This window comes from Corynebacterium sp. UMB9976 (assembly GCF_030212265.1).
GTDB lineage: Bacteria > Actinomycetota > Actinomycetes > Mycobacteriales > Mycobacteriaceae > Corynebacterium.
In genome coordinates this window covers 48,479-70,509 of the sequence record NZ_JASODY010000012.1, presented here as the reverse complement: position 1 = coordinate 70,509, position 22,031 = coordinate 48,479, and the positions used below count along the sequence as shown (strand labels likewise).

21 protein-coding genes and 1 tRNA gene are annotated in these 22,031 nt (G+C 65.1%); 7 read left to right on the top strand and 15 right to left on the bottom strand.

The annotated features are described in order from the left end of the window. Positions 1 to 543 precede the first annotated feature (543 nt). Positions 544 to 1,713 (top strand): acyl-CoA dehydrogenase family protein, encoded by a 1,170-nt coding sequence (locus QP140_RS07000; protein ID WP_070758607.1) that lies wholly within the window; start codon positions 544 to 546, stop codon positions 1,711 to 1,713. Positions 1,714 to 1,836: 123 nt separating this feature from the next. Here QP140_RS07000 and QP140_RS06995 read toward each other — a convergent pair whose 3' ends face one another. Continuing rightward, on the bottom strand, positions 1,837 to 2,511 hold the full coding sequence (locus QP140_RS06995) for an isochorismatase family protein (protein ID WP_284758806.1): 675 nt from the start codon (positions 2,509 to 2,511) through the stop codon (positions 1,837 to 1,839). Between the two features lie 2 nt (positions 2,512 to 2,513). Then, positions 2,514 to 3,815, bottom strand: a complete 1,302-nt coding sequence (gene glyA, locus QP140_RS06990) for a serine hydroxymethyltransferase (RefSeq protein WP_070758609.1) — start codon at positions 3,813 to 3,815, stop codon at positions 2,514 to 2,516. 176 nt (positions 3,816 to 3,991) lie between these two features. On the opposite strand from glyA, the gene coaA reads away from it, so the two are divergent. Continuing rightward, the gene (gene coaA, locus QP140_RS06985; protein WP_284758804.1) at positions 3,992 to 4,939 is read left to right on the top strand and encodes a type I pantothenate kinase; all 948 of its coding nucleotides are present in this window, start codon (positions 3,992 to 3,994) and stop codon (positions 4,937 to 4,939) included. A gap of 69 nt (positions 4,940 to 5,008) precedes the next feature. Here coaA and QP140_RS06980 read toward each other — a convergent pair whose 3' ends face one another. From QP140_RS06980 to mca, 3 genes are all read right to left on the bottom strand, one after another. Next, positions 5,009 to 5,797: an isoprenyl transferase gene (locus tag QP140_RS06980; RefSeq protein WP_246818048.1), complete on the bottom strand. Its 789-nt coding sequence runs from the start codon at positions 5,795 to 5,797 to the stop codon at positions 5,009 to 5,011. Positions 5,798 to 5,842: 45 nt separating this feature from the next. Then, positions 5,843 to 6,322, bottom strand: coding sequence for a hypothetical protein (locus QP140_RS06975; protein ID WP_070761841.1), 480 nt, complete (start codon positions 6,320 to 6,322; stop codon positions 5,843 to 5,845). A 70-nt stretch (positions 6,323 to 6,392) separates the two neighbouring features. Then, positions 6,393 to 7,370 carry a mycothiol conjugate amidase Mca gene (gene mca, locus QP140_RS06970; RefSeq protein WP_284758801.1) on the bottom strand — a complete coding sequence of 326 codons (978 nt, stop codon included), beginning with the start codon at positions 7,368 to 7,370 and terminating at the stop codon, positions 6,393 to 6,395. Between the two features lie 134 nt (positions 7,371 to 7,504). Here mca and QP140_RS06965 point away from each other — a divergent pair, with 134 nt between their 5' ends. Together QP140_RS06965 and greA are read left to right on the top strand one after the other, a co-directional pair. After that, positions 7,505 to 7,981: a DUF4307 domain-containing protein gene (locus QP140_RS06965; protein WP_284758799.1), complete on the top strand. Its 477-nt coding sequence runs from the start codon at positions 7,505 to 7,507 to the stop codon at positions 7,979 to 7,981. A 227-nt stretch (positions 7,982 to 8,208) separates the two neighbouring features. Then, on the top strand, positions 8,209 to 8,733 hold the full coding sequence (gene greA, locus QP140_RS06960) for a transcription elongation factor GreA (protein WP_012359850.1): 525 nt from the start codon (positions 8,209 to 8,211) through the stop codon (positions 8,731 to 8,733). 107 nt (positions 8,734 to 8,840) lie between these two features. Here greA and QP140_RS06955 read toward each other — a convergent pair whose 3' ends face one another. Next, entirely contained in the window at positions 8,841 to 10,802 is a 1,962-nt protein-coding gene (locus QP140_RS06955; RefSeq protein ID WP_284758798.1) for a BCCT family transporter, read from the bottom strand. A 212-nt stretch (positions 10,803 to 11,014) separates the two neighbouring features. Then, entirely contained in the window at positions 11,015 to 11,911 is an 897-nt protein-coding gene (locus QP140_RS06950; protein ID WP_442875020.1) for a Bax inhibitor-1/YccA family protein, read from the bottom strand. Between the two features lie 274 nt (positions 11,912 to 12,185). On the opposite strand from QP140_RS06950, the gene QP140_RS06945 reads away from it, so the two are divergent. Next, entirely contained in the window at positions 12,186 to 13,784 is a 1,599-nt protein-coding gene (locus tag QP140_RS06945; protein ID WP_070761836.1) for a succinic semialdehyde dehydrogenase, read from the top strand. A gap of 119 nt (positions 13,785 to 13,903) precedes the next feature. Here QP140_RS06945 and QP140_RS06940 read toward each other — a convergent pair whose 3' ends face one another. Continuing rightward, positions 13,904 to 14,656, bottom strand: coding sequence for an SDR family oxidoreductase (locus tag QP140_RS06940; protein ID WP_284758811.1), 753 nt, complete (start codon positions 14,654 to 14,656; stop codon positions 13,904 to 13,906). Positions 14,657 to 14,731: 75 nt separating this feature from the next. Here QP140_RS06940 and QP140_RS06935 point away from each other — a divergent pair, with 75 nt between their 5' ends. Continuing rightward, a complete protein-coding gene (locus QP140_RS06935; RefSeq protein WP_284758794.1) occupies positions 14,732 to 15,655 on the top strand; it encodes a PPK2 family polyphosphate kinase in 924 nt (307 codons plus the stop codon). A 100-nt stretch (positions 15,656 to 15,755) separates the two neighbouring features. Here QP140_RS06935 and QP140_RS06930 read toward each other — a convergent pair. The 5 genes from QP140_RS06930 to eno all read right to left on the bottom strand — a co-directional run bounded on the left by QP140_RS06930 (position 15,756) and on the right by eno (position 19,556). Further along, positions 15,756 to 15,829 (bottom strand) — tRNA-Leu (locus QP140_RS06930). Positions 15,830 to 15,859: 30 nt separating this feature from the next. Then, positions 15,860 to 16,861: a Ppx/GppA phosphatase family protein gene (locus QP140_RS06925; protein ID WP_284758792.1), complete on the bottom strand. Its 1,002-nt coding sequence runs from the start codon at positions 16,859 to 16,861 to the stop codon at positions 15,860 to 15,862. 4 nt (positions 16,862 to 16,865) lie between these two features. Then, positions 16,866 to 17,465 carry a DUF501 domain-containing protein gene (locus QP140_RS06920; protein ID WP_070758619.1) on the bottom strand — a complete coding sequence of 200 codons (600 nt, stop codon included), beginning with the start codon at positions 17,463 to 17,465 and terminating at the stop codon, positions 16,866 to 16,868. Between the two features lie 74 nt (positions 17,466 to 17,539). Then, the gene (locus tag QP140_RS06915) at positions 17,540 to 18,253 is read right to left on the bottom strand and encodes an FtsB family cell division protein (RefSeq protein ID WP_148812612.1); all 714 of its coding nucleotides are present in this window, start codon (positions 18,251 to 18,253) and stop codon (positions 17,540 to 17,542) included. Between the two features lie 25 nt (positions 18,254 to 18,278). After that, entirely contained in the window at positions 18,279 to 19,556 is a 1,278-nt protein-coding gene (gene eno / locus QP140_RS06910; RefSeq protein WP_284758790.1) for a phosphopyruvate hydratase, read from the bottom strand. Between the two features lie 198 nt (positions 19,557 to 19,754). Between eno and QP140_RS06905 the strand changes: the two genes are divergently transcribed. Then, on the top strand, positions 19,755 to 20,390 hold the full coding sequence (locus tag QP140_RS06905; RefSeq protein WP_148812616.1) for an 8-oxoguanine DNA glycosylase OGG fold protein: 636 nt from the start codon (positions 19,755 to 19,757) through the stop codon (positions 20,388 to 20,390). 32 nt (positions 20,391 to 20,422) lie between these two features. On the opposite strand, the gene QP140_RS06900 is transcribed toward QP140_RS06905, so the two are convergent. Together QP140_RS06900 and QP140_RS06895 are read right to left on the bottom strand one after the other, a co-directional pair. Beyond that, on the bottom strand, positions 20,423 to 21,190 hold the full coding sequence (locus QP140_RS06900; RefSeq protein ID WP_148813079.1) for a lytic transglycosylase domain-containing protein: 768 nt from the start codon (positions 21,188 to 21,190) through the stop codon (positions 20,423 to 20,425). A 151-nt stretch (positions 21,191 to 21,341) separates the two neighbouring features. Beyond that, entirely contained in the window at positions 21,342 to 22,025 is a 684-nt protein-coding gene (locus QP140_RS06895; RefSeq protein WP_284758789.1) for a metal-dependent transcriptional regulator, read from the bottom strand. Positions 22,026 to 22,031: the final 6 nt, after the last annotated feature.

Sequence of the window (22,031 nt, the reverse complement as noted above, 5' to 3'; positions counted from 1 at the left end):
ACTCAATCGGCATCCAAAAAGGCCAAATCTAACCCCCACGACACGCCGGGCCAGACACACTTTTTGACCCTTAACCCTCATCCGCGCTGGGGGGTTGACGATTTCACGGAAAGCTCAAGCGGGGCTTTAAGCACTGTGATGCTTAAAGCCCCGCCTGAGTTTTTGGCACCCGTGCGACGACACCGGGTGTACCCCTTTTGTTACCGCCGTGGGTGACTAGGCCACGGCAGCTTTTCAACCCATCGCTTCCATTCGCGCCGTGACAAGTTGCTCGGGCGAGGCGAGAAGAGGAGCCTTCCCGAGCGGCGCGGCAGAAAACGACTATCCACTACTGGCGCACCTCGTGAGATAATCCCCCGTGGGCGCTGATTTGAGGTTAGCATTACCTAAGTTCACACACAAGGGTTTAAAAATATTTCTTCATAAATAGGTGACTGAGGCCACAAAGCGTTACTATGAACATAAGCATTAAGAGTTCTGGATCACAGTGCGAACTGTTCCGGCTCTTTCACCGAACATCCCCCGACTTCCGGAGAGGACAACATGAAGAACTACCTTCCGCGCACCCTGTTCAACGAAGAGCACGAGATGTTCCGCGAAGCCGTCCGCGGCTTCGTGGAGACCGAAATCCGCCCGAACGTCGAGCGCTGGCACGACCAGGGCTACGTCGACCGCGAGATGTTCAAGAAGGCCGGGGACATGGGCCTGCTGGGCATGGAGGTCGACGAGCAGTGGGGCGGCGGCGGAATGAACGACTACCGCTTCAACGCCGTGCTGACCGAGGAGCTCGCCAAGGCAGACTCCGGCTCTATCATCGTGGGCATCCAGACCATCAACGACCTGGTCATCCCATACCTGCAGCGCTTCGCCAACGACGAGCAGAAGGAGCGCTTCCTCAAGCCACTGTGCTCCGGTGAGAAGATCGCCGCAATCGCCATGACCGAGCCGGAGGCCGGCGCCGACCTGGCTGGCATCCGCACCCTGGCCCGCGACAACGGCGACGGCTCCTTCACCGTCAACGGTGCCAAGACCTTCATCTCCAACGGTGTCCAGGCGGACTTCACCATCATCGTCGCCATCACCGACCCGGAGAAGGGCCGCGCCGGCATCTCCCTGCTCATCGTTGAGGACGGCATGGAGGGCTACACCAAGACCGGCCCGCTGAAGAAGGTCGGCCTGAAGTCCCAGGACACCGCCGAGCTCTCCTTCGAGAACGTCCAGGTCCCAGCTGAGAACCTGCTGGGCGAGCGCGGTGCTGGCTTCGGCTACCTGCGTCACAACCTAGCTCAGGAGCGCCTGTCCATCGCCGTGGGCTCCGTCGCGACCTCCCGTCGCGCCTTCGACCTGGTGTACCAGCACTCCCAGGACCGCAAGACCTTCGGCAACCGTCTGGTCGACCACCAGGCCTACCGCTGGGAGCTGGCCAAGATGGTCCAGGGCCTGCAGGCTGCACAGTCCTTCGTCGATGCCTGCATCGAGGCCAAGGTCAAGGGCGAGCTGGACGAGACCACCGCTGCGATGGCGAAGTACCACACCACCGAGCTGCAGATCGAGGTCGTGAACCAGGCACTGCAGTTGCACGGTGGCTACGGCTTCATGATGGAGTACCCGATCGCTACCCACTACCTGGACTCCCGCGTCCAGCCGATCTACGGTGGCCCGAACGAGATCATGCTGGAGATCATCTCCCGCAAGCTGGCTAAGGGCGAGTAAGCCACTCCCCTTGCCCCCTCGCCGGGCGGGCGCAGCCTGAGCCGCCCGCCTGGGTGAGTTAGACATAAAAGAACCCGATGGTTTCCACCATCGGGTTCTTTTAGCTTTACGTCGCGACTGCGGCTACTTCACCTCGACGCCGGCCTCACGCAGTTCGGCGAGGGTCGCTTCCTCCCCCGCTGCTGACACCGGCGCGCACAGGCGCGGGATGACAGTGACGCCGAAGCCCTCGGCCTTCGCATCCAGCGCGGTGGCGCGCACGCAGAAGTCGGTCGCGATGCCGACCACGGTCACCTGACCAATACGGCGAGAGCGCAACCATTCTGCGAGCAGCACCTTCGGACGCTCCGCTTCGGCAGCAGCGCTGTTCGCTTCCGTGGTGGCAAGAGAGTCCGCGAGGTGGCCTTCAAAGCCCGAGTAGGCGGGCTCGTACTCACCCTTGTGGAACCACGCCTCGACCTGATCAGTCGCCAGCGCCGGGTGCGACTGCGCGCCGGTGGTCCCGGCAACGCAGTGCACCGGCCAGGTGTCCTGGTAGTCCGGTTCCGCGCCCTCCGGGGCGAAGTGCCCGGCCGGGACGATGTGCCAATCCTTGGTGCCCACGATGACGTCATAACGGTGCAGGCCAGCGATGTGCTTGCTGATCGCCTCGGCGGCCTGCGCACCACGTTCGGTGGCCAGGCTGCCGTCAACGAAGTCATTCTGCACGTCGACGATGATCAGCGCGTGCCCCGCCCCAGCGGACTGGAACGCGGAACCAGCCTGGCCGTCCTGCGGGTTCACAGCGGACTCCGCCATTGTTAGACCAGCTTCCAGTCTTCGAGGCCCTCGTACAGCGGGAAGTCCTCGGCGACCTTGGAAACGCGAGCGCGCAGCGCGTCGACGTCGGCGTTCTTACCCTGCGCCAGCGCGGTACCGATGACGTCCGCGACCTCGGTGAAGGCGGCGGTGTCCAGGCCGCGGGAAGCCAGGGCCGGGGTACCGATGCGCAGGCCGGAGGTGACCATCGGCGGGCGCGGGTCGAAAGGAACGGCATTGCGGTTAACGGTGATGCCAACCTCGTGCAACAGATCCTCCGCCTGCTGGCCGTCCAGCTCGGAGTGGCGCAGGTCAGCCAGCACCAGGTGAACATCGGTGCCGCCGGTGAGCACCTCGACGCCAGCACCCTTGGTGTCAGCGGCGGACAGGCGCTCAGCCAGGATCTTCGCGCCCTCGAGGGTGCGGGCCTGGCGGTCACGGAACTCGTCGGTCTGGGCAACCTTCATGGCCACGGCCTTCGCGGCAACGGCGTGCATCAGCGGGCCACCCTGCTGGCCCGGGAAGACTGCGGAATTCAGCTTCTTCGCCCACTCCTGCTTCGCCAGGATCAGGCCGGAACGCGGGCCACCGAGGGTCTTGTGCACCGTGGTGGACACGACGTCAGCGTGCGGGACCGGGGACGGGTGCAGGCCGGCAGCAACCAGACCTGCGAAGTGAGCCATGTCGACCCACAGCTTCGCGCCGACCTCGTCCGCGATGGAGCGGAAGGCAGCGAAGTCCTGGTGGCGCGGGTAAGCGGACCAGCCGGCGATGATGACGGTCGGCTTCTCCTTGAGCGCCTGCTCGCGGACCTTATCCATGTCGATGCGCATGGTCTCCGGGTCCACCTCGTAGGCAATAGCCTCGTAGAGCTTGCCGGAGAAGTTCAGGTGCATGCCGTGGGTCAGGTGTCCACCGTGAGCCAGGGACAGGCCCAGGATCTTATCCCGCGGGCTAGCCAGCGCCATGAGGACGGCGGCGTTGGCCTGCGCACCAGCGTGCGGCTGCACGTTGGCGAACTCCGCGCCGAAGACCTGCTTCGCGCGGTCGCGGGCCAGGTCCTCGATGACGTCGACGTGCTCGCAGCCACCGTAGTAGCGGCGTCCAGGGTAGCCCTCGGCGTACTTATTGGTCAGGACGGAGCCCTGCGCCTGCAGCACTGCGCGCGGCACAAAGTTCTCACTCGCGATCATCTCGAGAGTGTTGCGCTGGCGGGCCAGCTCGCCGTCGATGGCGCGGGCGACATCCGGGTCGAGTTCAGCCAGCGGCACGTTGTGCTGGATGGTCTGTGGAGAATCGGACATAAGTTTCCGTCGGCCTTCCTTCAAAAAGGGTGTATACCACCAAGAATGCAGACCGATCCTTGGGGGTAGAAGGTGTTGTTGCGTTGCGCCCCACATCTTAGCGTCTGCCCCGGACGCAGGTCACAGCGCACCTAGCACATTTGGGTTATCTCCCCCCACACAGGCACAATGAGGCCATGAATCGTACGCCCCAGCGCGCCTCCGCGGACGCGGCTGTATCGCCCTTCATCGAGCTCAAGAGGAGCCAGTGGCGCGAACTCCGCAAGTCCATGCCACAGGTCTTGAGCGAATCGGAGCTCGACCAGCTGCGCGGCATCGGCGACGAGATTGACCTGGACGAGGTCAGCGAGGTCTACCTGCCGCTCTCCCGCCTCATCAACCTGCGGGTCGAGGCACAGCGCAGCCTGAATCAGGCCACCGAGACCTTCATCGGCGAGCCGATGCCTCCCACGCCGTACATCATCGGTGTGTCCGGCTCCGTGGCCGTCGGAAAGTCCACCACCGCGCGTGTGCTCCAGGTGCTGCTGCAGCGCTGGGAGTCCAGCCCCAGGGTGGATCTGATCACCACGGATGGCTTCCTCTACCCCACCGCCGAGCTGGAACGCCGCCGCCTGCTGCACCGCAAGGGCTTCCCCGAGTCCTATGACCAGCAGGCGCTGCTGAACTTCGTGACCAAGGTGAAATCAGGAGCCCGCAACGTCAAAGCACCGGTCTACTCGCACGAGGCCTACGACCGGATCGCCGGCGAGTTCGAGGTCGTCGACCAGCCAGACATCCTCATTGTCGAAGGGCTCAACGTGCTGCAGACAGGGCCCACCCTCATGGTCAGCGACCTTTTCGACTTCTCCGTCTATGTCGACGCCCGGGTCGAGGACATTGAGGACTGGTACATCTCCCGATTCCTGCGGCTGAAAAACACCGCCTTCAAGGACCCGGACGCCCACTTCCACCACCTCGCTGGGCTGAGCGATGCACAGGCCTCCCAGGTGGCCCGGGAGATCTGGCAGACGGTGAACCTGCCGAACCTCATGGAGAACATCCTGCCGACCCGGATCCGGGCCAGCCTGGTGATGCGCAAGGGCGCAGATCACCTCGTCGACCGGGTGCGGATGCGCAAGATCTAGCCTCGCTCCCCAGCTTGGCACTGCCCCGGCCCGTCTGTGACTGTGCCGGGCGACCAGCACAGCGCTGGTCTAGAGCCCGAAACGGCGGTGACGCTGGGAGTACTCCCGCAGCGCCCGGAGGAAGTCCACCCGCCGGAAGGCCGGCCAGTAGGTGTCCGTGAACCAAATCTCGGAGTAGGCGGACTGCCACAGCAGAAAGCCCGAGAGCCGCTGCTCCCCCGAGGTCCGAATCACCAGATCCGGGTCCGGCTGCCCCTTGGTGTACATGTGATTACCCAGGGAGTCGACGGTGATCCTCTCGGCGATCTCGTCGGCCGGCGTGCCATCCGCAGCGAGTTCCGCGACGGTGTCTCGCACCGCGTCGACGATCTCCTGACGTCCGCCGTAGCCGACGGCGACGTTGACGCACACGCCCGTGTTATTGGCGGTGAGCTGCTCGTTGTATTCCAGGCGTTCCCGCAGCTGCTGCGGCAGCAGCTCGAGGTGCCCCACGGAGCGCACGCGGAAGCCAGCCTTCGCCTGCCCAAGCTCGTCGGTGACGTCCCCAATGATTTTGACCAGGAGCTCGAGCTCCTCCGGCTTACGCTTGAGGTTCTCTGTGCTGAGCAGGTACACGGTCACCGAGGCGATGCCCATCTCGTCGCACCAATTGCACATCTCGGCGATCTTGCGGGCACCCACGCGATGCCCATGGGAAACGTCGGTGAAGCCGTTCTCCCTGGCCCAGCGACGGTTGCCGTCGGCCATGATGGCGATGTGGGCCGGGCGCGGCAGATCCCGCAGAGAGCGAGCCAGCCGCGCCTCGTAGGCGGGATAGAGCAGGCTGGCGAGCCTCTTCAGTGGCTCGGTTCGCCCGATCGCTGCCGCAAGCTTTGGTAGACGCACGATAATTAACCCTCTCGCTTAGCGTGCAGGATTCTCGTCTTCGTCTTCTTCCTCGGCCTTCGCGCGCTCCGCGTCGATCGCGTCGGGCCCGGTGAGCTGCGTTCCAATCCCGGAGGCCGGCTCGAAACGAGCATCGGTCTGCGGCACCTCGGTGCGGGCGAACATCGCTCCGCCCTTCGCGTACTCCTCGTAGCCGCTCTCCTCCATCGCCTTGTTGAGCCGCTCCTCATCGAACACGTCGATGCCGTGCTGCTCGGCGAAGGCGCGGCGGCGTTCCAAACGGCGCAGCCTGCGATTCATGCCGAATCCGATGACGATGACCACGAAGAGCAGGCCTAGGATGACGAACAGCCCGACCGGCGAGGCCTTGCCGAATTCCTCGCCGCGCGGGCCCGTATTGGGGGTTGGCCCCTGGGCGATAACAGTGGTCGTGTACGCCGCCCCTGCGGTCACCAGATCCGCTGCTGGCAGAGCAGGGGTCGAAAGAGCTGCGAACATGTCATCCATTCCCTTCGGCGGCGGTCAAGCCGTGTGTGAGTACTGGGCTAAAAATTCTCTAGCGGAAATCCTACTGCTCGGGGCGCACCGGCACCTCTGGCGGCTGGCTCTGGCTGAGTGCATCGGCGCTGCCCACCGGCGGCAAGCCCGCGGTGAGTTCTCTCTCTGGCAGTGTAGTGGCCACCCGGGTCTTCGCTAATTCGAACTCCTCCGTGGGCCACGTCTCGCGCTGCACGTCCACGTCCACGCCGAAGAACGGCCCGTCCGGGTCGATCTGGGTGGCATGTGCGGTCAGCGCGGCATCACGGCGATCGAACCAATCGGCAGCGTTCACGCGGGTCGTCACTCGGGGGTAGACGTCCTGCTTTGCACGCCAGAAAGCCAGCTGCGTCATGGTGTGCTGATACTCGCGCAGGGTCATCTCGCCATTGGCCTGCCGCTGGGCTACCGCCTCGGCGAGCATGTTAAAGCGGGTCACCACGAAACCGTGCGTGTAGTACAACTTCAGCGGAGCCCAGGCCTCGCCCAGATCAGATCGATAGTCCGGATCTCCCGCCAGTTCCCAGGCGCGCATGGATACCGCGTGCACCATCAGGTGATCCGGGTGCGGATAGCCACCGTTTTCGTCATAGGTGATGATCACGTGCGGCTGGAACTCGCGGATCTGTGCAACCACGTCGGCGGCGACCTCGTCGACGTCCTGCAGCGCAAAGCAGCCGTCCGGGAGGTCCTCCCGCTTGCCGGATTCCGGCAGTCCGGAGTCCACGTACCCCAACCAGCGATGCTCTACCCCCAGGATCTCTGCGGCGCGGGCCATTTCCTCCCGGCGCACGTCCACCAGGTTTTCGTGCACCTCGGAGCGGTCCATCCTGGGGTTGAGGATGCTGCCTTCCTCGCCGCCCGTGCAGGTCAGAACGCGGACTCGGTGGCCTTCGTCGATATAGCGAGCCATCGTCGCCGCGCCCTTGCTGGATTCATCATCCGGGTGGGCGTGAATCGCCAGCACGCGGTAACCACCCTGGGCGCCGCTCGTCGTCGAATCAGTCATACTTCCATATTGTTCCACGCGCGATGAAGGGAAGTCACACGGCACCTCCCCACCGCGCCCCACCCCCAAGAACCGGCTGACCCTGGATGCGGAAATCTGCTTTTACGGCCGCATTGCCTAGAATGTAAAACACCATGACCTCTGATGCTTCCCCTTCGGTTCCCAACTCCCGCCCGGGCGATGCGCAGATGCCCGCGAACGATGCCCTGAAGGCCCGCTACGGCGCTGAACGCAACCGCCCCTTCGCCGGCAAGGTGCTGGTCATCGCTCTGGTCGTCCTCATCGCCGGCGCGATGGCTTACGCGGTCAACCAGTTCATGAACGTGTCCTCGGCGGACGTCACCGCCGTCGAGTCCGGCGGTTCCGTGGTGTCCGACAACCGCCTGAACATGCGCGTCGACGTCACCCGCGAGGATCCGTCGCAGCCGGCTTATTGCATCGTCACCGCGATGGACTACGACAAGAATGAAGTCGGTCGCCGCGAGTTCTACGTCCCAGCCGGTGGGCCGAAGACCTCCCGCCACTCGGTGGATATCAACACTCGTGTGCCGGGCTACGCCGGGAAGATCTACGGCTGTTCCTCGGTCATCCCCTCTCACCTGAAGCAGTAGCCCACCGAGGAACAGGCAACCGACAACGCGTCGGCTGAAGTTTTCGCGCCTATTCGGTGCTAGAATACGCCCGGACAAGCGAGAACCGGCGGGCGTCGGCGAAACCGTGGGACTATTCCTGCAAAGCTATCGCCGCCTAAGGCGCTACCGCCGGGGACGGTGCATGGACCGTGATTGCCCGGATTAGCTGAAAATTACTGACATAATTTCCAAGGAGGATGGCGCAGATGGCAGACAATCAGACCACCTGGCTCACCCAAGAATCCTACGACCGACTCAACGCGGAACTGTTCGCCCTGAAGGAAAACCGCCCAGTCCTGGCTGCCGAGATCAATGAGCGCCGCGAGGAGGGTGACCTCAAGGAGAACGGTGGCTACCACGCCGCCCGCGAGCAGCAGGGCCAGGAGGAGGCCCGCATCGCCTACCTCGAGGAGCTGCTGGACAACGCCACCATCGGTGAGGCTCCGCAGGAGTCCGGCGTCGCGCTGGTCGGCACCGTCGTGCACGTTTACTACGACGACGATGAGGAGGACAAGGAAACCTTCCTGATCGGTACCCGTGGCCTGGAGTCCTCCAACCCGGAGCTGGAGACCTACTCCACCGACGCCCCGCTGGGCGCCGCCCTGGTTGGTGCGAAGGTCGGCGAGACCCGCGAGTACGAGACCCCGACCGGCGACACGGTGCGCGTCACCCTCGTGGAGGCCGAGCCGTACAACCCAGATCTGGATATCCCGCGCGCGATGCAGAAGTAATTCTGACTCGACACTGCCCCACTGTGGCAGGGAGAAACCCTCGGCCCTGGAAAACCAGGGCCGAGGGTTTCTTTGCGCCTGGCCGAAACTGTCGGCGGCTGACGGCCTTAACGCTCCGGGTGCTCCGCCGAGCCTTCGTCGGCGCCGGGCGACGCGGCATCTGCGGAGTCAGCCGAGGTATCCGCGGTGTCTCCCTCCTGGTCCGCCCACCGTTTGGTCTCGTGGTCGTAGGCGATCTCTTCACCCTCCTCATCCACGCGCTGGTACCAGTCGGTGACGTCCTCAGAGGAGGAATCGAAGTGGGCGCCCGCTCCCCTGCCCTCCGGCGCGGAAGCGACGGTGAACTCGAAGTCATCGCCGTGCTCCTCCAGGCCCCGGACCACCGCATTTTCCACCGCGGTGCTGGCGTAGTCCTTACGGATCGCCGCCGGGTCGGTGCGCAGGTCCTTGAGGAAGGCCACGGTCATCACCAACAAAACGATCGAGAATGGCAGCGCGATGAGGATCGTGAGGTTCTGCAGTGCTGTCAGCGCGGTTTCCCCGCCAGCCAGCAGCATCACTGTGGCAATCCCCATCATGCACGCACCCCAGAACACCACGACCAGCTTGTTCGGCGCGGGGTTGCCCTGGGAGGACATGGTTCCCATCACCACGGATGCGGAGTCCGCGGAGGTGACGAAGAAGATCGTGAGAACCGCGATCAGCAGGAACGGGGTGATCGTGTTCAGGGGCAGCTGATCGAAGAGCGCGAAGAGGACCTGCTCGGAATTCGCGGAGCCGTCGAACATCTCGCGGCCTTCCCGGCTGAAGGTGATGGAGGCGCCACCAAAGATGGTGAAGGCCAGGACCAGGATGGCGGTCGGTCCGGCGATCGTTGCCAGTGCGAACTCCCGGATGGTGCGGCCCCGGGAGATGCGGGCGATGAACATGCCGACGAATGGGGTCCAGGCGATCCACCAGGCCCAGTAGAAGGCCGTCCACGCGCCCTGGAACTCGAGGGTCTCCTGACCCCAGGACAGGGACTTGCCCATCATCGGCAGCAGCTGATCGATATAGGTCGCTACCCCGGATGGCACCAGGTTCAGCAGGAAGAGGCTCGGGCCGAAGAGGAACACGAAGGCCACGAGCAGCAGTGTGAGCGTGATGTTGATATTCGACAGGTAGCGGATACCCCGGGCCACGCCGGACACGGCGCTGATGACGAAGGCCACGCCGAGCACACCGATGATGGCGATAACAGCGTTATTGGCCAGCGGGCCTGCCCCGGAGATGATCTCCACACCTTGGGCGATCTGCAGGGCGGATAGACCCAGGGTGGCGGCGGTGCCGAAGAGGGTGGCGACGATCGCCATCATGTCGATCACCCGGCCCGCGATCCCCTCATTCGGCTGGGTTCCCAGCAGGGGTCGAAACACGGAGCTCAGCAGCGAGGGGCGCCCACGGCGGTAGGTGGAATAGGCCAGCGCTCCGCCCACCAGCGCGTAGAGGCCCCAGATGGATAGCCCCCAGTGGAAGTGGGACTGGGCCAGCGCTTGGTGCAGGGCAGCAGGGGTTTCCGCGTCGACGGTCTCAGGCGGTGGCGAGAGATAGTACGCCAGGGGCTCGGAGGGGCCGAAGAAGAACACGCCCACGCCGATGCCCGCGCCGAACATCATCGCGATCCACGAGTATCGGGAGAACTCTGGTTCCTCGTCGTCCCGGCCCAACGGGATCTGGCCGTACCGGGAGAATGCCAGGTAGAGCATGACGATGATGCCCAAGCTCATCACGAGGTTGAGCAGCCATGCGGCGTTATTCATCGCCCAGTCGTAGGCGGCCGCCGACGCTGTGGAAACCGAGTCCGGGGAGGCGATGCCCCAGGCGATGAAGGCCACGATGAAGGTGGCGGTAACAAAGAAGACGACGCGGTCCAGCGCGAAGTTCTTGTTTTGATCCTCGACGCTTAAGCCCGGGACCAGTCCGGGGTGCAGGTCGTGGGGGTACAAGCCGACTTGGGAACTTTTCCCAGTCTTGAGCAGCCCGGTCGCGGGCTGGGGCTTAGTGGGACGGGGTTTTTCGCCGAAGCTCATCGGCGCTCCTTGCTAGCTGGGTCAGCTCTTGTGCGCCCAGCTGTTTTACAATTGTTGACCTGATCACGCTACCAAGATCGACAGACACGCGGGCGCAGCTCGGGAAAGTTCCCCACCTCGGAGGCGTGAAAAAGCCCCTGGGGTTGAACCCCAAGGGCAAGATTTTCGAAGGGCCGACCCGCATCATGCGCCCTGGCCCTTGGCTGCTAGCGCTAGTCCCTATTGATGTAGGACAGCAGGCGCAGGATCTCGGTGTAGAGCCAGACCAGGGTCACGGCCAGGCCGAGGGCTACGCCCCAGGCCATCTTGGACGGCGCACCGGCGCGGACGAGGCGGTCGGCGGCGTCGAAGTCCTGCAGGAAGCTCAGCGCTGCGAGGCCGATGCACAGCAGGGAGAAGATCCAGGACAGCGGGGAGCCGTCGCGCAGCGGGCCAGCACCGCCGGTGAACAGGCCAATGATCACGCTGCCCAGCGCCAGAACCAGCACACCGATCAGCGCGGCGACCATGAACTTCGTGAACTTCGGGGTCACGCGGATCGCACCCGTCTTGTAGACGAAGAGCATGCCGGCGAACACGCCGATGGTTCCCAGGATCGCCTGGCTGATCATGGCGCCAGCGTTCGTGTCCCCCACCGCCATGCCGGTGAGCATGTAGCTAAAGCCACCGACGAACAGGCCCTCGAAGCCTGCGTAGAGCAGGGTGACGACTGGGGAGCCGTACTTCTTCGCGAAGGCGGAGACCAGCACGGTGATGAGGCCACCGATGGCGCCGACCACGGTGAGGATCGAGCCCGTTGCCGGGTTCGCGCCGAAGATAAAGTAGTTCGCCGCAGCCAGCACGACGATGACGCCCAGCGTGATGCCGGTCTTTGCCACCACGTCGTCCACGGTAATCGGGCGGTCGGCCGGACCGGCCTGACCGTAATTCGCGGCGTCCTGCAGCCCGTCCTGGTAGGTCGCCGTGGCAGCGGCACCACGGGCACTAGTAGCGAACTGGCCGTAGCCACCGCCCTGCTGATCACCGCCCTGCTGTCCATAGCCCTGCGGCTGCTGGCCCTGGCGGTTCTGGCCGGTCAGTTCGGCCATGAATGGATTAGATTTCTGCACCTGAAAGCCTCAACTTTCGATTTCTTCGTCAAAACTTGTTCTTGCCGCCATGTGCACACCCAAGTGGTGCGTCTACACGACCCGATCGGAGACCGGGACACATGCCACGCGCGATTTCCCAGCACTGCCGGGGCGCGCCACGAAGCTGGTAGGCGGTTAAAAGTTCCTACTTCACAATGTACCAACGCATGTGACGGACTTTTAGTTCCCAACGCTGCGGATTTTCTTTCTCAACCCACCTCATAGATTCCTCGGCAAAGGTATATTTCCACCCATGACTGCTTTGCGATTCCCCAAGCGACTGTCCCTCGACGCACTCCCCGCAGACTTCCAGGAGGCGCTGCGCGGGCTGTCCGCCAACAAGCTGCCCGCCGATGGTTCCAAGCCCGAGAAGACGATCGACGTCGAGGTGTCCTTCACCGCGGAGCACCTCGGCTGGGTGGGTTCCGGCGACGAGGAGGACGTCCACCGGGCCGTCGACGCCGCCCGTCAGGCGCAGCGCTCCTGGGCTCACGTTCCCTTCTCGGAGCGCAAGGCCATCCTCCTGCGTTTCCACGACGCCGTCCTGAAGAACCGCGAGCTGCTGATGGACATGGTGCAGCTGGAGACCGGCAAGAACCGCGCTTCCGCCTTCGACGAGGTCATGGACGTGGCGAATAACTCCCGCTATTACGCCAATAATGCGGAGAAGATCCTGAGCCCGAAGCGCCGACGCTCCGCGGTTCCGGTGCTCGCCAAGTCCCGCCAGCACTTCCAGCCCGTGGGCGTGGTCGGCCAGATTTCCCCATGGAACTACCCGCTGACCCTGGGCATCTCCGACGCCCTTCCTGCGCTCATCGCGGGCAACGCGGTGGTCGCGAAGCCGGACTCTGCGACCCCGTTTACCTCCCTGCTGGTATTCGGCTTGCTCTTCGAGGCCGGCTTGCCGCGCGACCTCGTCCAGCTGGTCACCGGCTCTGGCCGGGTGGTGGGCAGCGAGATCGCCAATACGTGTGACTTCCTGATGTTCACCGGGTCTACCGCCACCGGCAAGATCCTCGGGGCCACCGCGGGCTCCCGCCTGATCGGTTTCTCCGCGGAGCTGGGTGGCAAGAACCCGCTGATCGTCGCGGCGGACGCGAAGATGGATTACACGGTTCGCGGCGTCGTGGATGCCTGCTACTCCAACTCTGGCCAGCTGTGCGTGTCCATCGAGCGGGTGTACGTCGAGCGACCGGTGTACGAGGAGTTCAGCGCCAAGTTCGCCGACGCCGTGCGCGCCATGACCCTTGGCCCCGGCTTCGACTGGGAGGTGGCGATGGGTTCGCTGGCCTCCCAACAGCAGCTGGATACAGTCACCAGCTACGTGGACGACGCGGTGGCCAAGGGGGCCCGCGTTCTCGCCGGCGGCAAGGCCCGCCCGGATCTGGGCCCCTACTTCTACGAGCCCACGGTTCTCGCGGATGTCCCCGCCGACGCGAAGCTGCGCACCGAAGAGGTCTTCGGTCCGGTCGTCTTCGTCGAGGTTGTCGACGACCTGGTGGCTGCGGTCAACGCCGCCAACGACACCGTCTACGGGCTCAACGCCTCCGTCTTCGCCAGCCCCGAGACGGGGCACCGCATCGCCCCACAGATCCGGGCCGGTTCCGTCTCCATCAACGACGGCTACACCGCCGCATGGTCGGCCATCGACAACACCAGTGGCGGCATGAAGGACTCTGGCATGGGTGGCCGCCACGGCGCGGCCGGGCTGTTGAAGTACACCGATAGCCAGAACATCACCGAGCAACGGTGGATGTCCATGCGTGGCCCTGAGAGCCTGGGGGCCAAGGCCTACGCGCGCATCATGAGCACCGCACTGCTGGCAGGCAAGAAGCTGCGCATGCTGCCCTAAGTACGCCGCACACGCGCGCCAGCCCTCCCCGACGGAGTCTTCGCCGGGGAGGGCTTCTTGCTGGAACGCTGGCTCCGCGAAGAGGCGCTCGCGGCGTACTCAGCGGCGGTGCCGCGCCCTTATTTCACGACCGGTCGCACGCTCACGGTCTCCAGGCAGGCCGCAGGCCCCATCTCGGCGGCCAGCCGCACCGCGGCGGCGATGTCCTCGGCGCGGACGTAGACACCCGGGTCGTAGCTATCGTTGCCTGCCTGGGCCTGCAGCTCGCGCTGCATATCCGAATCGACCTTCCCGGGGTGCACGGAGCTGACCCGAACCCTCCCCCGCTCTTCTTCGCGCAGGGCATCCGTGATCGCCTTGAGAGCGAACTTCGAGGCCGCATACGGCCCGTAGCCAGGGCCGGAGTTGTGCCCCGCCCCGGAGTTGATTGCGATCACCATGCCTCGCGCCTCACGCAGCGCCGGCAGCAGCAAGCGCGTCAGCTCGGCCACGGCGATGACGTTGACGTCGAGCACCTCCCGCCACATCTGAAGCGGTGCCTCCGCGATGGGAGCATGCCCCGTCACGCCCGCGGAGTGCACCAGCAGGTCGAGACGCTGCGGGGCGACGTCGGAAGAAAAAGCTTCCGCCAACGCCGCCGGATCGGACAGGTCCACAGCGACCACCTGGGCGTCCGGAAAATCCTCCCGCAGGCTGTGCGCGGATGTCTCCGAGGAGCAGCACAGGATGAGCCGGTGATCGCGGGCAAGGTCCTCCGCGATCGCCCGGCCAATGCCGCGGGACGCACCCGTGATCAGCGCAAGCGGCCGATTGCCGCTGTTGCCGGAGGTGGAATGGTCCTGATTCAAAGCTGCGTTATCCATGCTCACCATGCTAGTGAGCACCCTGCGAGCAGCACCATCCCCGTCGAGCTGAGCAAAGCCTCCGAAGCCGCTAAACTTGGGGTTATGAGCTTTGGAATGAACAACGCTCTCGGGCTGCGCGCGCCCAAGGGCAACATCGACCTCAAGTCATTCAACCCTCGCGAAACCCCGGGGGTGAGGGGCAAAGGCGAGAAGTTCGAGAAGCGGGTCAACAAGGCCTATAAGAAGATCGCCGAGGAACTGCGCGCCGAGCAGGCCAAGCTCTACGCAAACGGTGCCAGCGACGAGCAGGTCGGCAGCATCCTCATCATCCTGCAGGGCGTGGACGCCTCCGGTAAGAGCGGTGCCACCAACGCGATCCTGCAGGCCGTGTCCCCGCAGGGCGTGAACGTCGCCACCTTCGCAGAACCGGTCGAGTCGATCGACGATACCGACAACCGCGACTTCCTGTCCCGCATCCGCCACGAGCTGCCGGGCAACGGCGAGATCGCGATCTTCGACCGCTCCTACTACGAAGACGTCCTGGTCTCCCGCGTGGAGGGGCTCAGCGACGTCGAGGAAATCGACCGCCGCTACGACGCCATCCGTCGCTTCGAGAAGAAGCTCGAGGCCGACGGCACCCGTGTCATCAAGGTTCTCCTACACATTTCCCCGCAGTTCCAGACCAAGAGCTTCCTCTCCCGCCTGCGCAACCCGGCGCAGCGCTGGCGCTACTCCCCCAGCGACCTCGGCGTGCAGAAGAAGTGGGATGAATACCAAGAGGCTTATGCCCGTGCCATTGAGAAGACGAACGATGTTGCCCCGTGGTACATCGTGCCTAGTGATAAGCAGGACTACGCCCGCCTGGTCGTGCGCTACCTGCTGCTCAACGAGCTGCGAAACATGAAGCTGGAGTGGCCAGAGGTCGACTTCAACCTCGAGAAGCAGCTGAAGAAGGTCGAGAAGGCCGCCGTCAAGGCCGAAGAGAAGGCAGCCAAGGACGACGAGAAGGCAACAAAGAACAGCTAGGCGGAAGAACAGCTAGGCGGCGGCGCACAGCCACCGGCTGCAATAGCGAACACTACTAGCGAAGCCAGGCGGGAGAGGCGCTCTCCAGCCTGGCTTTTCGTACCCCCAGTCGGGTTCGAACCGACACTGGGCGGATTTTAAGTCCGCTGCCTCTGCCAATTGGGCTATGGGGGCATAGGGTCCGCGCGCTAGCGCGCACGGATTCTAAGCGCCGTTTCGGCGCATAACTTTTGCCAACATACCATCGAGGATGTCTTTCTCACTGATCGTGATCTCCTCGACGCCCAGGGCCAGGAAGCGGCTGGCGACCGCGTCGATGACCACCGCGCCACCTCCGACGACGTCCGCGCGGCCGGGGTGCATGGGACCGCACTCGAGGCGCTGGTCGACGGTCTTATCCCGCAGGTCGATGGCGGTATCCCGGAACGTGCGCAGCGGCAAGCGACTCAGGTGGATCTTCTCCGGCTGGTAGCTATCCAGCCCCTGCGTGATCGCGCTGAGGGTGGTCATGGTCCCAGCCACACCCACCAGGCGAGTCACACCCGTGAGGTCGACGTGCTCCTCCACCTCGCGGAGCTGCGTGGCGACGTAGTCCTCCGCCGCTGCGATTTCCTCCGCGGTCGGCGGATTGCTGTGCAGGTAGCGCTCGGTGAGCCGCACGCAGCCCATATTCGCGGAGTAGGCCTCGACCGTACCGGTGTCCGCGACGGCACCGTCGGCGTCGACGTCATGGACGACGAACTCGGTGGAACCGCCACCCAAGTCGATGACGCAGATGCGCTCCGGGGTTCCGGACGGCAGGTCGGCGACGGCCCCGGCGAAGCTTAGCTCCGCCTCCTGCTCGCCGCTGATGACCTCAGCCTGGCGGCCGTCAACGATCCGGCCCAGGTGGCGGGCGGTGATGGCGAAGAACTCATCGCGGTTCTTCGCATCGCGGGTAGCGCTCGTCGCCCCCATCATCACGTCCTCGACGTTGTGATCCACCATGCGCTGGGCGTAGGTGGCCAGGGCGTCGTCGACACGTTGGAGGGCCTCCGGTGCGAAACCACCCGTGGCGTCCACGCCCTGACCGAGCCGGACGATGATGTTATCGCGGTTGAGCTCCGTCAGCGTTCCGTCGGCCGCCCGCTCGGAGATGAGCAGGCGGATGGAGTTCGTGCCGCAGTCGATCGCGGCGAAGCGACGTGGGGCGTCGGCCTGGGCCATGTGTCTAGCTCCTCTGGTCTCGTTCGCGCTCGGGCAGGAACATGCCGGTGTTCTCCGCTCCCTCCACGGTAGTGGCCTGGACGAGGGAGATACCCAGCTCCTCGGAGGTCGGCCAATCGGCCGGGATCGCGGTGCCGGACAGGCTCGGGTCGTGCTCCACGGCCAGCGCCACGGTCTCGGTCCCGAGCCGGAGGCGTTCCGGCCCCTCGGCCAGCGCGTAGGCCATGAGGACGTGCAGGCACTTCACCCGATCGGGCATGCCCCCGCCCGAGAACTCAGTGCCGAGGTCCTCCATTGCGTTGCGCGTGGCCAGGTAGTGCTCGTGGGCAGCCTGGTAGTCCCGCTGTAGCTCCTCGTCCTCACCGAGGCGTTCCTGCATTGTCTTCATGACGCCGGCAACCTCCAGACGGCTGGCCTCTGCGGTCAGTCGGGGGTCGGTGAGGTAGTACAGCGTCGGGAACGGGGTGCCGTCCGGCAGCCGGGGGTGGGTCTTCACGACGGCTGGCTGGCCGTCTGGGGTTCGGTAGCTGACCTCCACCGCGCCGCGCGGCTCTCGGCCGAGCTGGGCGGCCATGATGTCCAGGTCTTCACGACTGACCGTCATTCATTCTCCTCTTGAAAAAGCCCGCGGGCTTGGGTCCTTCCAAGCTCTTCCGCGGGGCGTGCCGACTCCGGCGATTATGGCTGATTCTCGGGCAGGATCGGAAGTTTCATATCGCCGCTTGGCTGTTCGCCACCCTCGGGGTTGCCGCCGGGGTCCTGATTCTCGCCCTGACCGGCGGGGGCGCTACCGGCGTCGCCCGGAGCTTCCTCCCCAGGTTCGACGGCCACGGAGTCCCACAGCTTCTTAAACCACGGGCTGTTCTCGTATTCCTGCTCCGACGGGCTCTTCCCCGCCCCGGGGGCGTCCTCCCCCGCCGCCCCGGTGATCTTCGGCGAGATGATGCGGTAGGCGGACTCGCCGGGCTCGATCACGCCGAGCCGGATGCGAGCCTGCTCCTTGAGGTAGTCCTCGTTTTCGAAGCGGTTGAGCTCCGCCTGGAGCTCCGCTTTGTGGCGCTCCTGCTCCTGGATGGTGTTCTGCAGCTGGGCCAGCTCCGTGCGCTGTTCGTAGTAGTTGCGCAGCGGGGTGGCCAGGGACAGGGCCATCAGACCGACCACCAGGATCACAACGATCGCGGCAACGGGGCTCATTCGGGACGGCAGGGCGACGAAGCGGCGTGCCACGCGCTTGGGTGCCTGCCGCATCCGACGGCGACGGGCCTGATTGCGCTCCATGGAGCGCGCCTGCGGCAGCCGCTGGCCCGCGGAATCCGCTGAATCCGTGTTCGCCCCACCGCGCTGGTCACTGCCAGCGGGGCGGGGCGAATGATCGCGGGAGGGGTGGGTCATAACGGGCTATTCTAGTCCGCTCGCCCTAGTTCTTGAAGCGGGGGAAAGCGGAGCGACCCGCGTAGACTGCTGCACCCTCCAGGTAGCGCTCGATGCGCAGCAGCTGGTTGTACTTCGCCACGCGCTCGGAACGGGCCGGGGCACCGGTCTTGATCTGGCCGCAGTTCAGGGCGACGGCCAGGTCGGCGATGGTGGTGTCCTCGGTCTCGCCGGAGCGGTGGGACATCATGGTGCGGTAACCGTTGCGGTGTGCCAGCTCCACGGCGTCGAAGGTCTCGGAGAGGGTACCGATCTGGTTCACCTTGACCAGCAGGGCGTTGGCCGCCCCACGGTCGATGCCCTCCTGCAGGCGGGCCGGGTTGGTGACGAAGAGGTCATCGCCCACGATCTGGATCTTGTCGCCGAGTTTCTCGGTGAGGGTGACGTAGCCCTCCCAGTCGTCCTCGTCCAGCGGGTCCTCGATGGAGACGATCGGGTACTGCTCGACCAGGTCGGCGTAGACCTCAACCATCTCGGCGGAGCTGTGCTTGCCGCCCTCGAAGTTGTACACGCCGTCTTCATAGAACTCGGAGGAAGCGACGTCCAGGGCCAGGGCGACGTCCTCGCCCAGGGTGTAGCCAGCCTTCTCGATGGCCTCGACGATGAGATCCAGGGCTGCCTTGGTGGACTCGACGGATGGGGCGAAGCCGCCCTCGTCGCCCAGGCCGGTGGACAGGCCCTTGGCCTTAATGACGGCCTTGAGGCTGTGGTAGACCTCAGCGCCGACCTGCAGTGCCTCGGCGAAGGTCGCCGCGCCGATCGGGGCGATCATGAACTCCTGGACGTCCACGCCGGAGTCTGCGTGCGCGCCACCGTTGAGGATGTTCATCATCGGCACGGGCAGGACGTGGCCGTTCGGGCCACCGATGTAGCGGAAGAGCTCCAGGCCCGCGGAGTCCGCGGCGGCGTGGGCGACGGCCATGGACACGCCGAGCAGGGCGTTGGCGCCCAGACGGGACTTGTTCCCGGTGCCGTCGAGCTCCAGCAGGGTCTGGTCGATGAGGCGCTGGTCGTCAGCCTCCAGGCCAGCCAGGGCGTCGTCGATCTCGGTGTTGACGAACTCGACAGCCTTGGCAACACCCTTGCCCAGGTAGCGATCGCCGCCGTCGCGCAGCTCGTGCGCCTCGTGGACACCGGTGGACGCGCCCGAAGGCACGGCGGCACGGCCCATCGAACCGTCGTCGAGGATGACCTCGACCTCGACGGTGGGGTTACCGCGGGAGTCCATGATCTCCAGCGCGCTGACGTTAAGGATTCCGGCCATCTGTGTCTGCCTCCTAGGCACATTCGACGTTGCTTTGACCACTGGCGTGGGCGGGGTAAGCCGGGCACCATCGCACCGGCCCCGGACCCGAAAGCCAGGAACTATTCTAGCCACCTCTATTTTGCCATGCGCCCGCCATTCGACCTCCGATCGACCCACATGCCTCGCCCTCGCGCCACGTTCTGCCACAATGGGGCCATGAATCAGATCGTTGATGCTGTAAATAAAGTGTCCCCCACCACCGAGAAGGTCATGAACGACTCGGTCACCTTCTCCCCTCGCCGCTGGAAGTCCGGCTGGCCGTTCCACCTGCGCCATGTCCCACCCTTCCGGGACGACGCCACCGCCTCCATCACGCGCGCGGAAGTGTTTAGCTTCGCGGAAGACGCCGTTGCTTCCGGCTACGCCCGGGATCGGGTCATCGACTTCATTGGTGCTGCCTTCGCCTACGGGGCGGGTCAGTCCCAGGCGGTGCTGCCGTTGCAGCAGTTCCTGCGCAACAAGGCCAAGGCCGCCAGCCTGCTCAAGACGATCCCGACCCTGGAGTCCAAGGAACCAGCAGCGCGGTACGAGGCGCTGACGAAGATCGGCCTGCCGGCGAAGTTCGCCTCCTATATCGCCTACTTCCTTGCCGGTCCGCAGGCTGCCGGTGAGGATAAGCCGCTAGTGATCTGCTCCAACCGCGCGAAGATCGCGGGCCTGGAGAAGGATTCCGACTGGTCCGCCGCGGACTACGGCACCTACCTCGCCGCGGTGAGCGAGGCTCGCGACAGCGTCGACCCGGAGCTGCCACTCGACGCCGTCGAGTGGGCTATGCGCGAGTCGGTGCGTTAAACCGCACCCTGGAGCCAGTCCTTTACAGCGCGCTACATGATGCTGGCGGCCTGCCCCAGCGCGTAATTCGCCGCGGCGTCGCGGACGTCGCGGACGTACTGATCCGACTGGTTATAGGAGCGGATCGCCTGCGTCCACCCCTCCGGGGTGCTCAAGTCGCGGCCGAAGTCGCAGAGCAGGCGGGCAGCCGCGGCAGTTGCGTCGTCGATGTTCTGCGGATCCGCCACCCCGTCGCCGTTGGCGTCCACTCCGTAGTGCTGCCAGGTTTCGGGGATGAACTGCATCGGCCCCATCGCGCGGTCGAATTCCTTGTCCCCGTCGAGCTTGCCGCCGTCCGTGTCCTCGATGCGGGCGAACTTCTCCCCGTTGAGCTGGGGACCGAAGATTTTCGGGTCCGCGGTTCCCTGATCATTGAGCTTCGTGCCGCGCAGGGTCCAGCCGGCGTAGGAGCCGTGCTTGGTTTCCACGAAGCCCAGGCCGGCGAGGGTGTTCCAACGCAGCCCGCACTCCGGGCGGGTCTGGCGGGCGATGTTCTCCGCATTCCCGTAGGCGATCAGGGCCTGATAGGGGATGTTCGTCTCCGACACCTGACCACGCGCCCAACGGGCCAGCTGGTTGGCGGTGCGTCCCGGCTGATGGATATCAATGGTCGGCGCAGGCGCTGCCGCGGCGGGCGGGACGTCGTCCGGGATGGGAAGACGATTGGCCTTGATCGGCGAGTTTCCGGTGAAGGCGGCCACCAGAAAACCCACCAGGGCGATGATGCTCAGCAGGGCGACCACGACGACGCCGCAGCCCATCACAGCGCACCCGGAGCGGCGACGGCGTGGGACCGAGGCCGCGGGCTCGTAGCGGTTGTGATTCACAGGACTTCCTTCCCGCTGGCGCGCTGAGTAGCGCCCTTGCGGCGTGATTTGGGCATAGGCAAAGAATGATACCGGTGGCGGTGGGCTACGCGGGACGGATGCACCGAACCGCGGCTAACTGCGCGGCGGGCAGGGACACCACCGAACCGGATCGCGTACCGGACACGATACTGAATTCGGCGAGCGCTTCGAAAGGCCGGGGGTCGACGCGAATGTGAACCCCGGGGGTCACGCCACTGCCCTCCAGGTGACGGAGCAGGTCAGGATCGGAGTCGGAGACCCGCTCCACGCACAGCACATCCCCGACGGCTGCCTCGGAAAGCGGGAAGGACTCGGTTTCGGGGAGCTGGCCCGCCGCGTTCGGGATCGGATCGCCGTGCGGGTCCCGGTCCGGGTAGCCCATCAGCTCGTCGATGCGGGCGAGGAATTTCTCGCTGACGGCGTGCTCGAGCTCCTCGGCCTCGTCGTGAACCTCATCGAGGGAATAGCCCAGCTCACGGCAGAGATAGGTTTCGATCAGCCGGTGGCGGCGCACCATCTGAATCGCGAGCTCATGACCCAAGTCCGTCAGGGTGATGGGCGCGTAGGGGCGGTGATTGACTAGCCCCTGGGCCGCTAGCCGCTTCACGGCCTCGGAGGCGGTGGAGTTCTGCTGGCCAACCTTGGCAGCGAGCTGGGTCAGCCCCACTCCGGTGCCGCTCCACTCCTGGACGTCGAAGATCGCCTTGAGGTAGTCCTGCGAGCGGAAAGGAAGATCGGAAAGGCGCACGGCGAA

What these genes read in the sequence shown, in the direction of transcription:
- QP140_RS06995 (WP_284758806.1), bottom strand. Translation starts at nt 2,511, where the DNA reads ATGGCGGAGTCCGCTGTGAACCCGCAGGACGGCCAGGCTGGTTCCGCG.
- QP140_RS06945 (WP_070761836.1), top strand. Translation starts at nt 12,186, where the DNA reads ATGACTGCTTTGCGATTCCCCAAGCGACTGTCCCTCGACGCACTCCCC.
- glyA (WP_070758609.1), bottom strand. Translation starts at nt 3,815, where the DNA reads ATGTCCGATTCTCCACAGACCATCCAGCACAACGTGCCGCTGGCTGAA.
- QP140_RS06955 (WP_284758798.1), bottom strand. Translation starts at nt 10,802, where the DNA reads ATGAGCTTCGGCGAAAAACCCCGTCCCACTAAGCCCCAGCCCGCGACC.
- QP140_RS06965 (WP_284758799.1), top strand. Translation starts at nt 7,505, where the DNA reads ATGACCTCTGATGCTTCCCCTTCGGTTCCCAACTCCCGCCCGGGCGAT.
- QP140_RS06940 (WP_284758811.1), bottom strand. Translation starts at nt 14,656, where the DNA reads ATGGTGAGCATGGATAACGCAGCTTTGAATCAGGACCATTCCACCTCC.
- QP140_RS06915 (WP_148812612.1), bottom strand. Translation starts at nt 18,253, where the DNA reads ATGACCCACCCCTCCCGCGATCATTCGCCCCGCCCCGCTGGCAGTGAC.
- QP140_RS06900 (WP_148813079.1), bottom strand. Translation starts at nt 21,190, where the DNA reads ATGGGCTGCGGCGTCGTCGTGGTCGCCCTGCTGAGCATCATCGCCCTG.
- mca (WP_284758801.1), bottom strand. Translation starts at nt 7,370, where the DNA reads ATGACTGATTCGACGACGAGCGGCGCCCAGGGTGGTTACCGCGTGCTG.
- QP140_RS06975 (WP_070761841.1), bottom strand. Translation starts at nt 6,322, where the DNA reads ATGTTCGCAGCTCTTTCGACCCCTGCTCTGCCAGCAGCGGATCTGGTG.
- QP140_RS06925 (WP_284758792.1), bottom strand. Translation starts at nt 16,861, where the DNA reads ATGGCCCAGGCCGACGCCCCACGTCGCTTCGCCGCGATCGACTGCGGC.
- greA (WP_012359850.1), top strand. Translation starts at nt 8,209, where the DNA reads ATGGCAGACAATCAGACCACCTGGCTCACCCAAGAATCCTACGACCGA.
- QP140_RS06905 (WP_148812616.1), top strand. Translation starts at nt 19,755, where the DNA reads ATGAATCAGATCGTTGATGCTGTAAATAAAGTGTCCCCCACCACCGAG.
- coaA (WP_284758804.1), top strand. Translation starts at nt 3,992, where the DNA reads ATGAATCGTACGCCCCAGCGCGCCTCCGCGGACGCGGCTGTATCGCCC.
- QP140_RS06935 (WP_284758794.1), top strand. Translation starts at nt 14,732, where the DNA reads ATGAGCTTTGGAATGAACAACGCTCTCGGGCTGCGCGCGCCCAAGGGC.
- QP140_RS07000 (WP_070758607.1), top strand. Translation starts at nt 544, where the DNA reads ATGAAGAACTACCTTCCGCGCACCCTGTTCAACGAAGAGCACGAGATG.
- QP140_RS06920 (WP_070758619.1), bottom strand. Translation starts at nt 17,465, where the DNA reads ATGACGGTCAGTCGTGAAGACCTGGACATCATGGCCGCCCAGCTCGGC.
- eno (WP_284758790.1), bottom strand. Translation starts at nt 19,556, where the DNA reads ATGGCCGGAATCCTTAACGTCAGCGCGCTGGAGATCATGGACTCCCGC.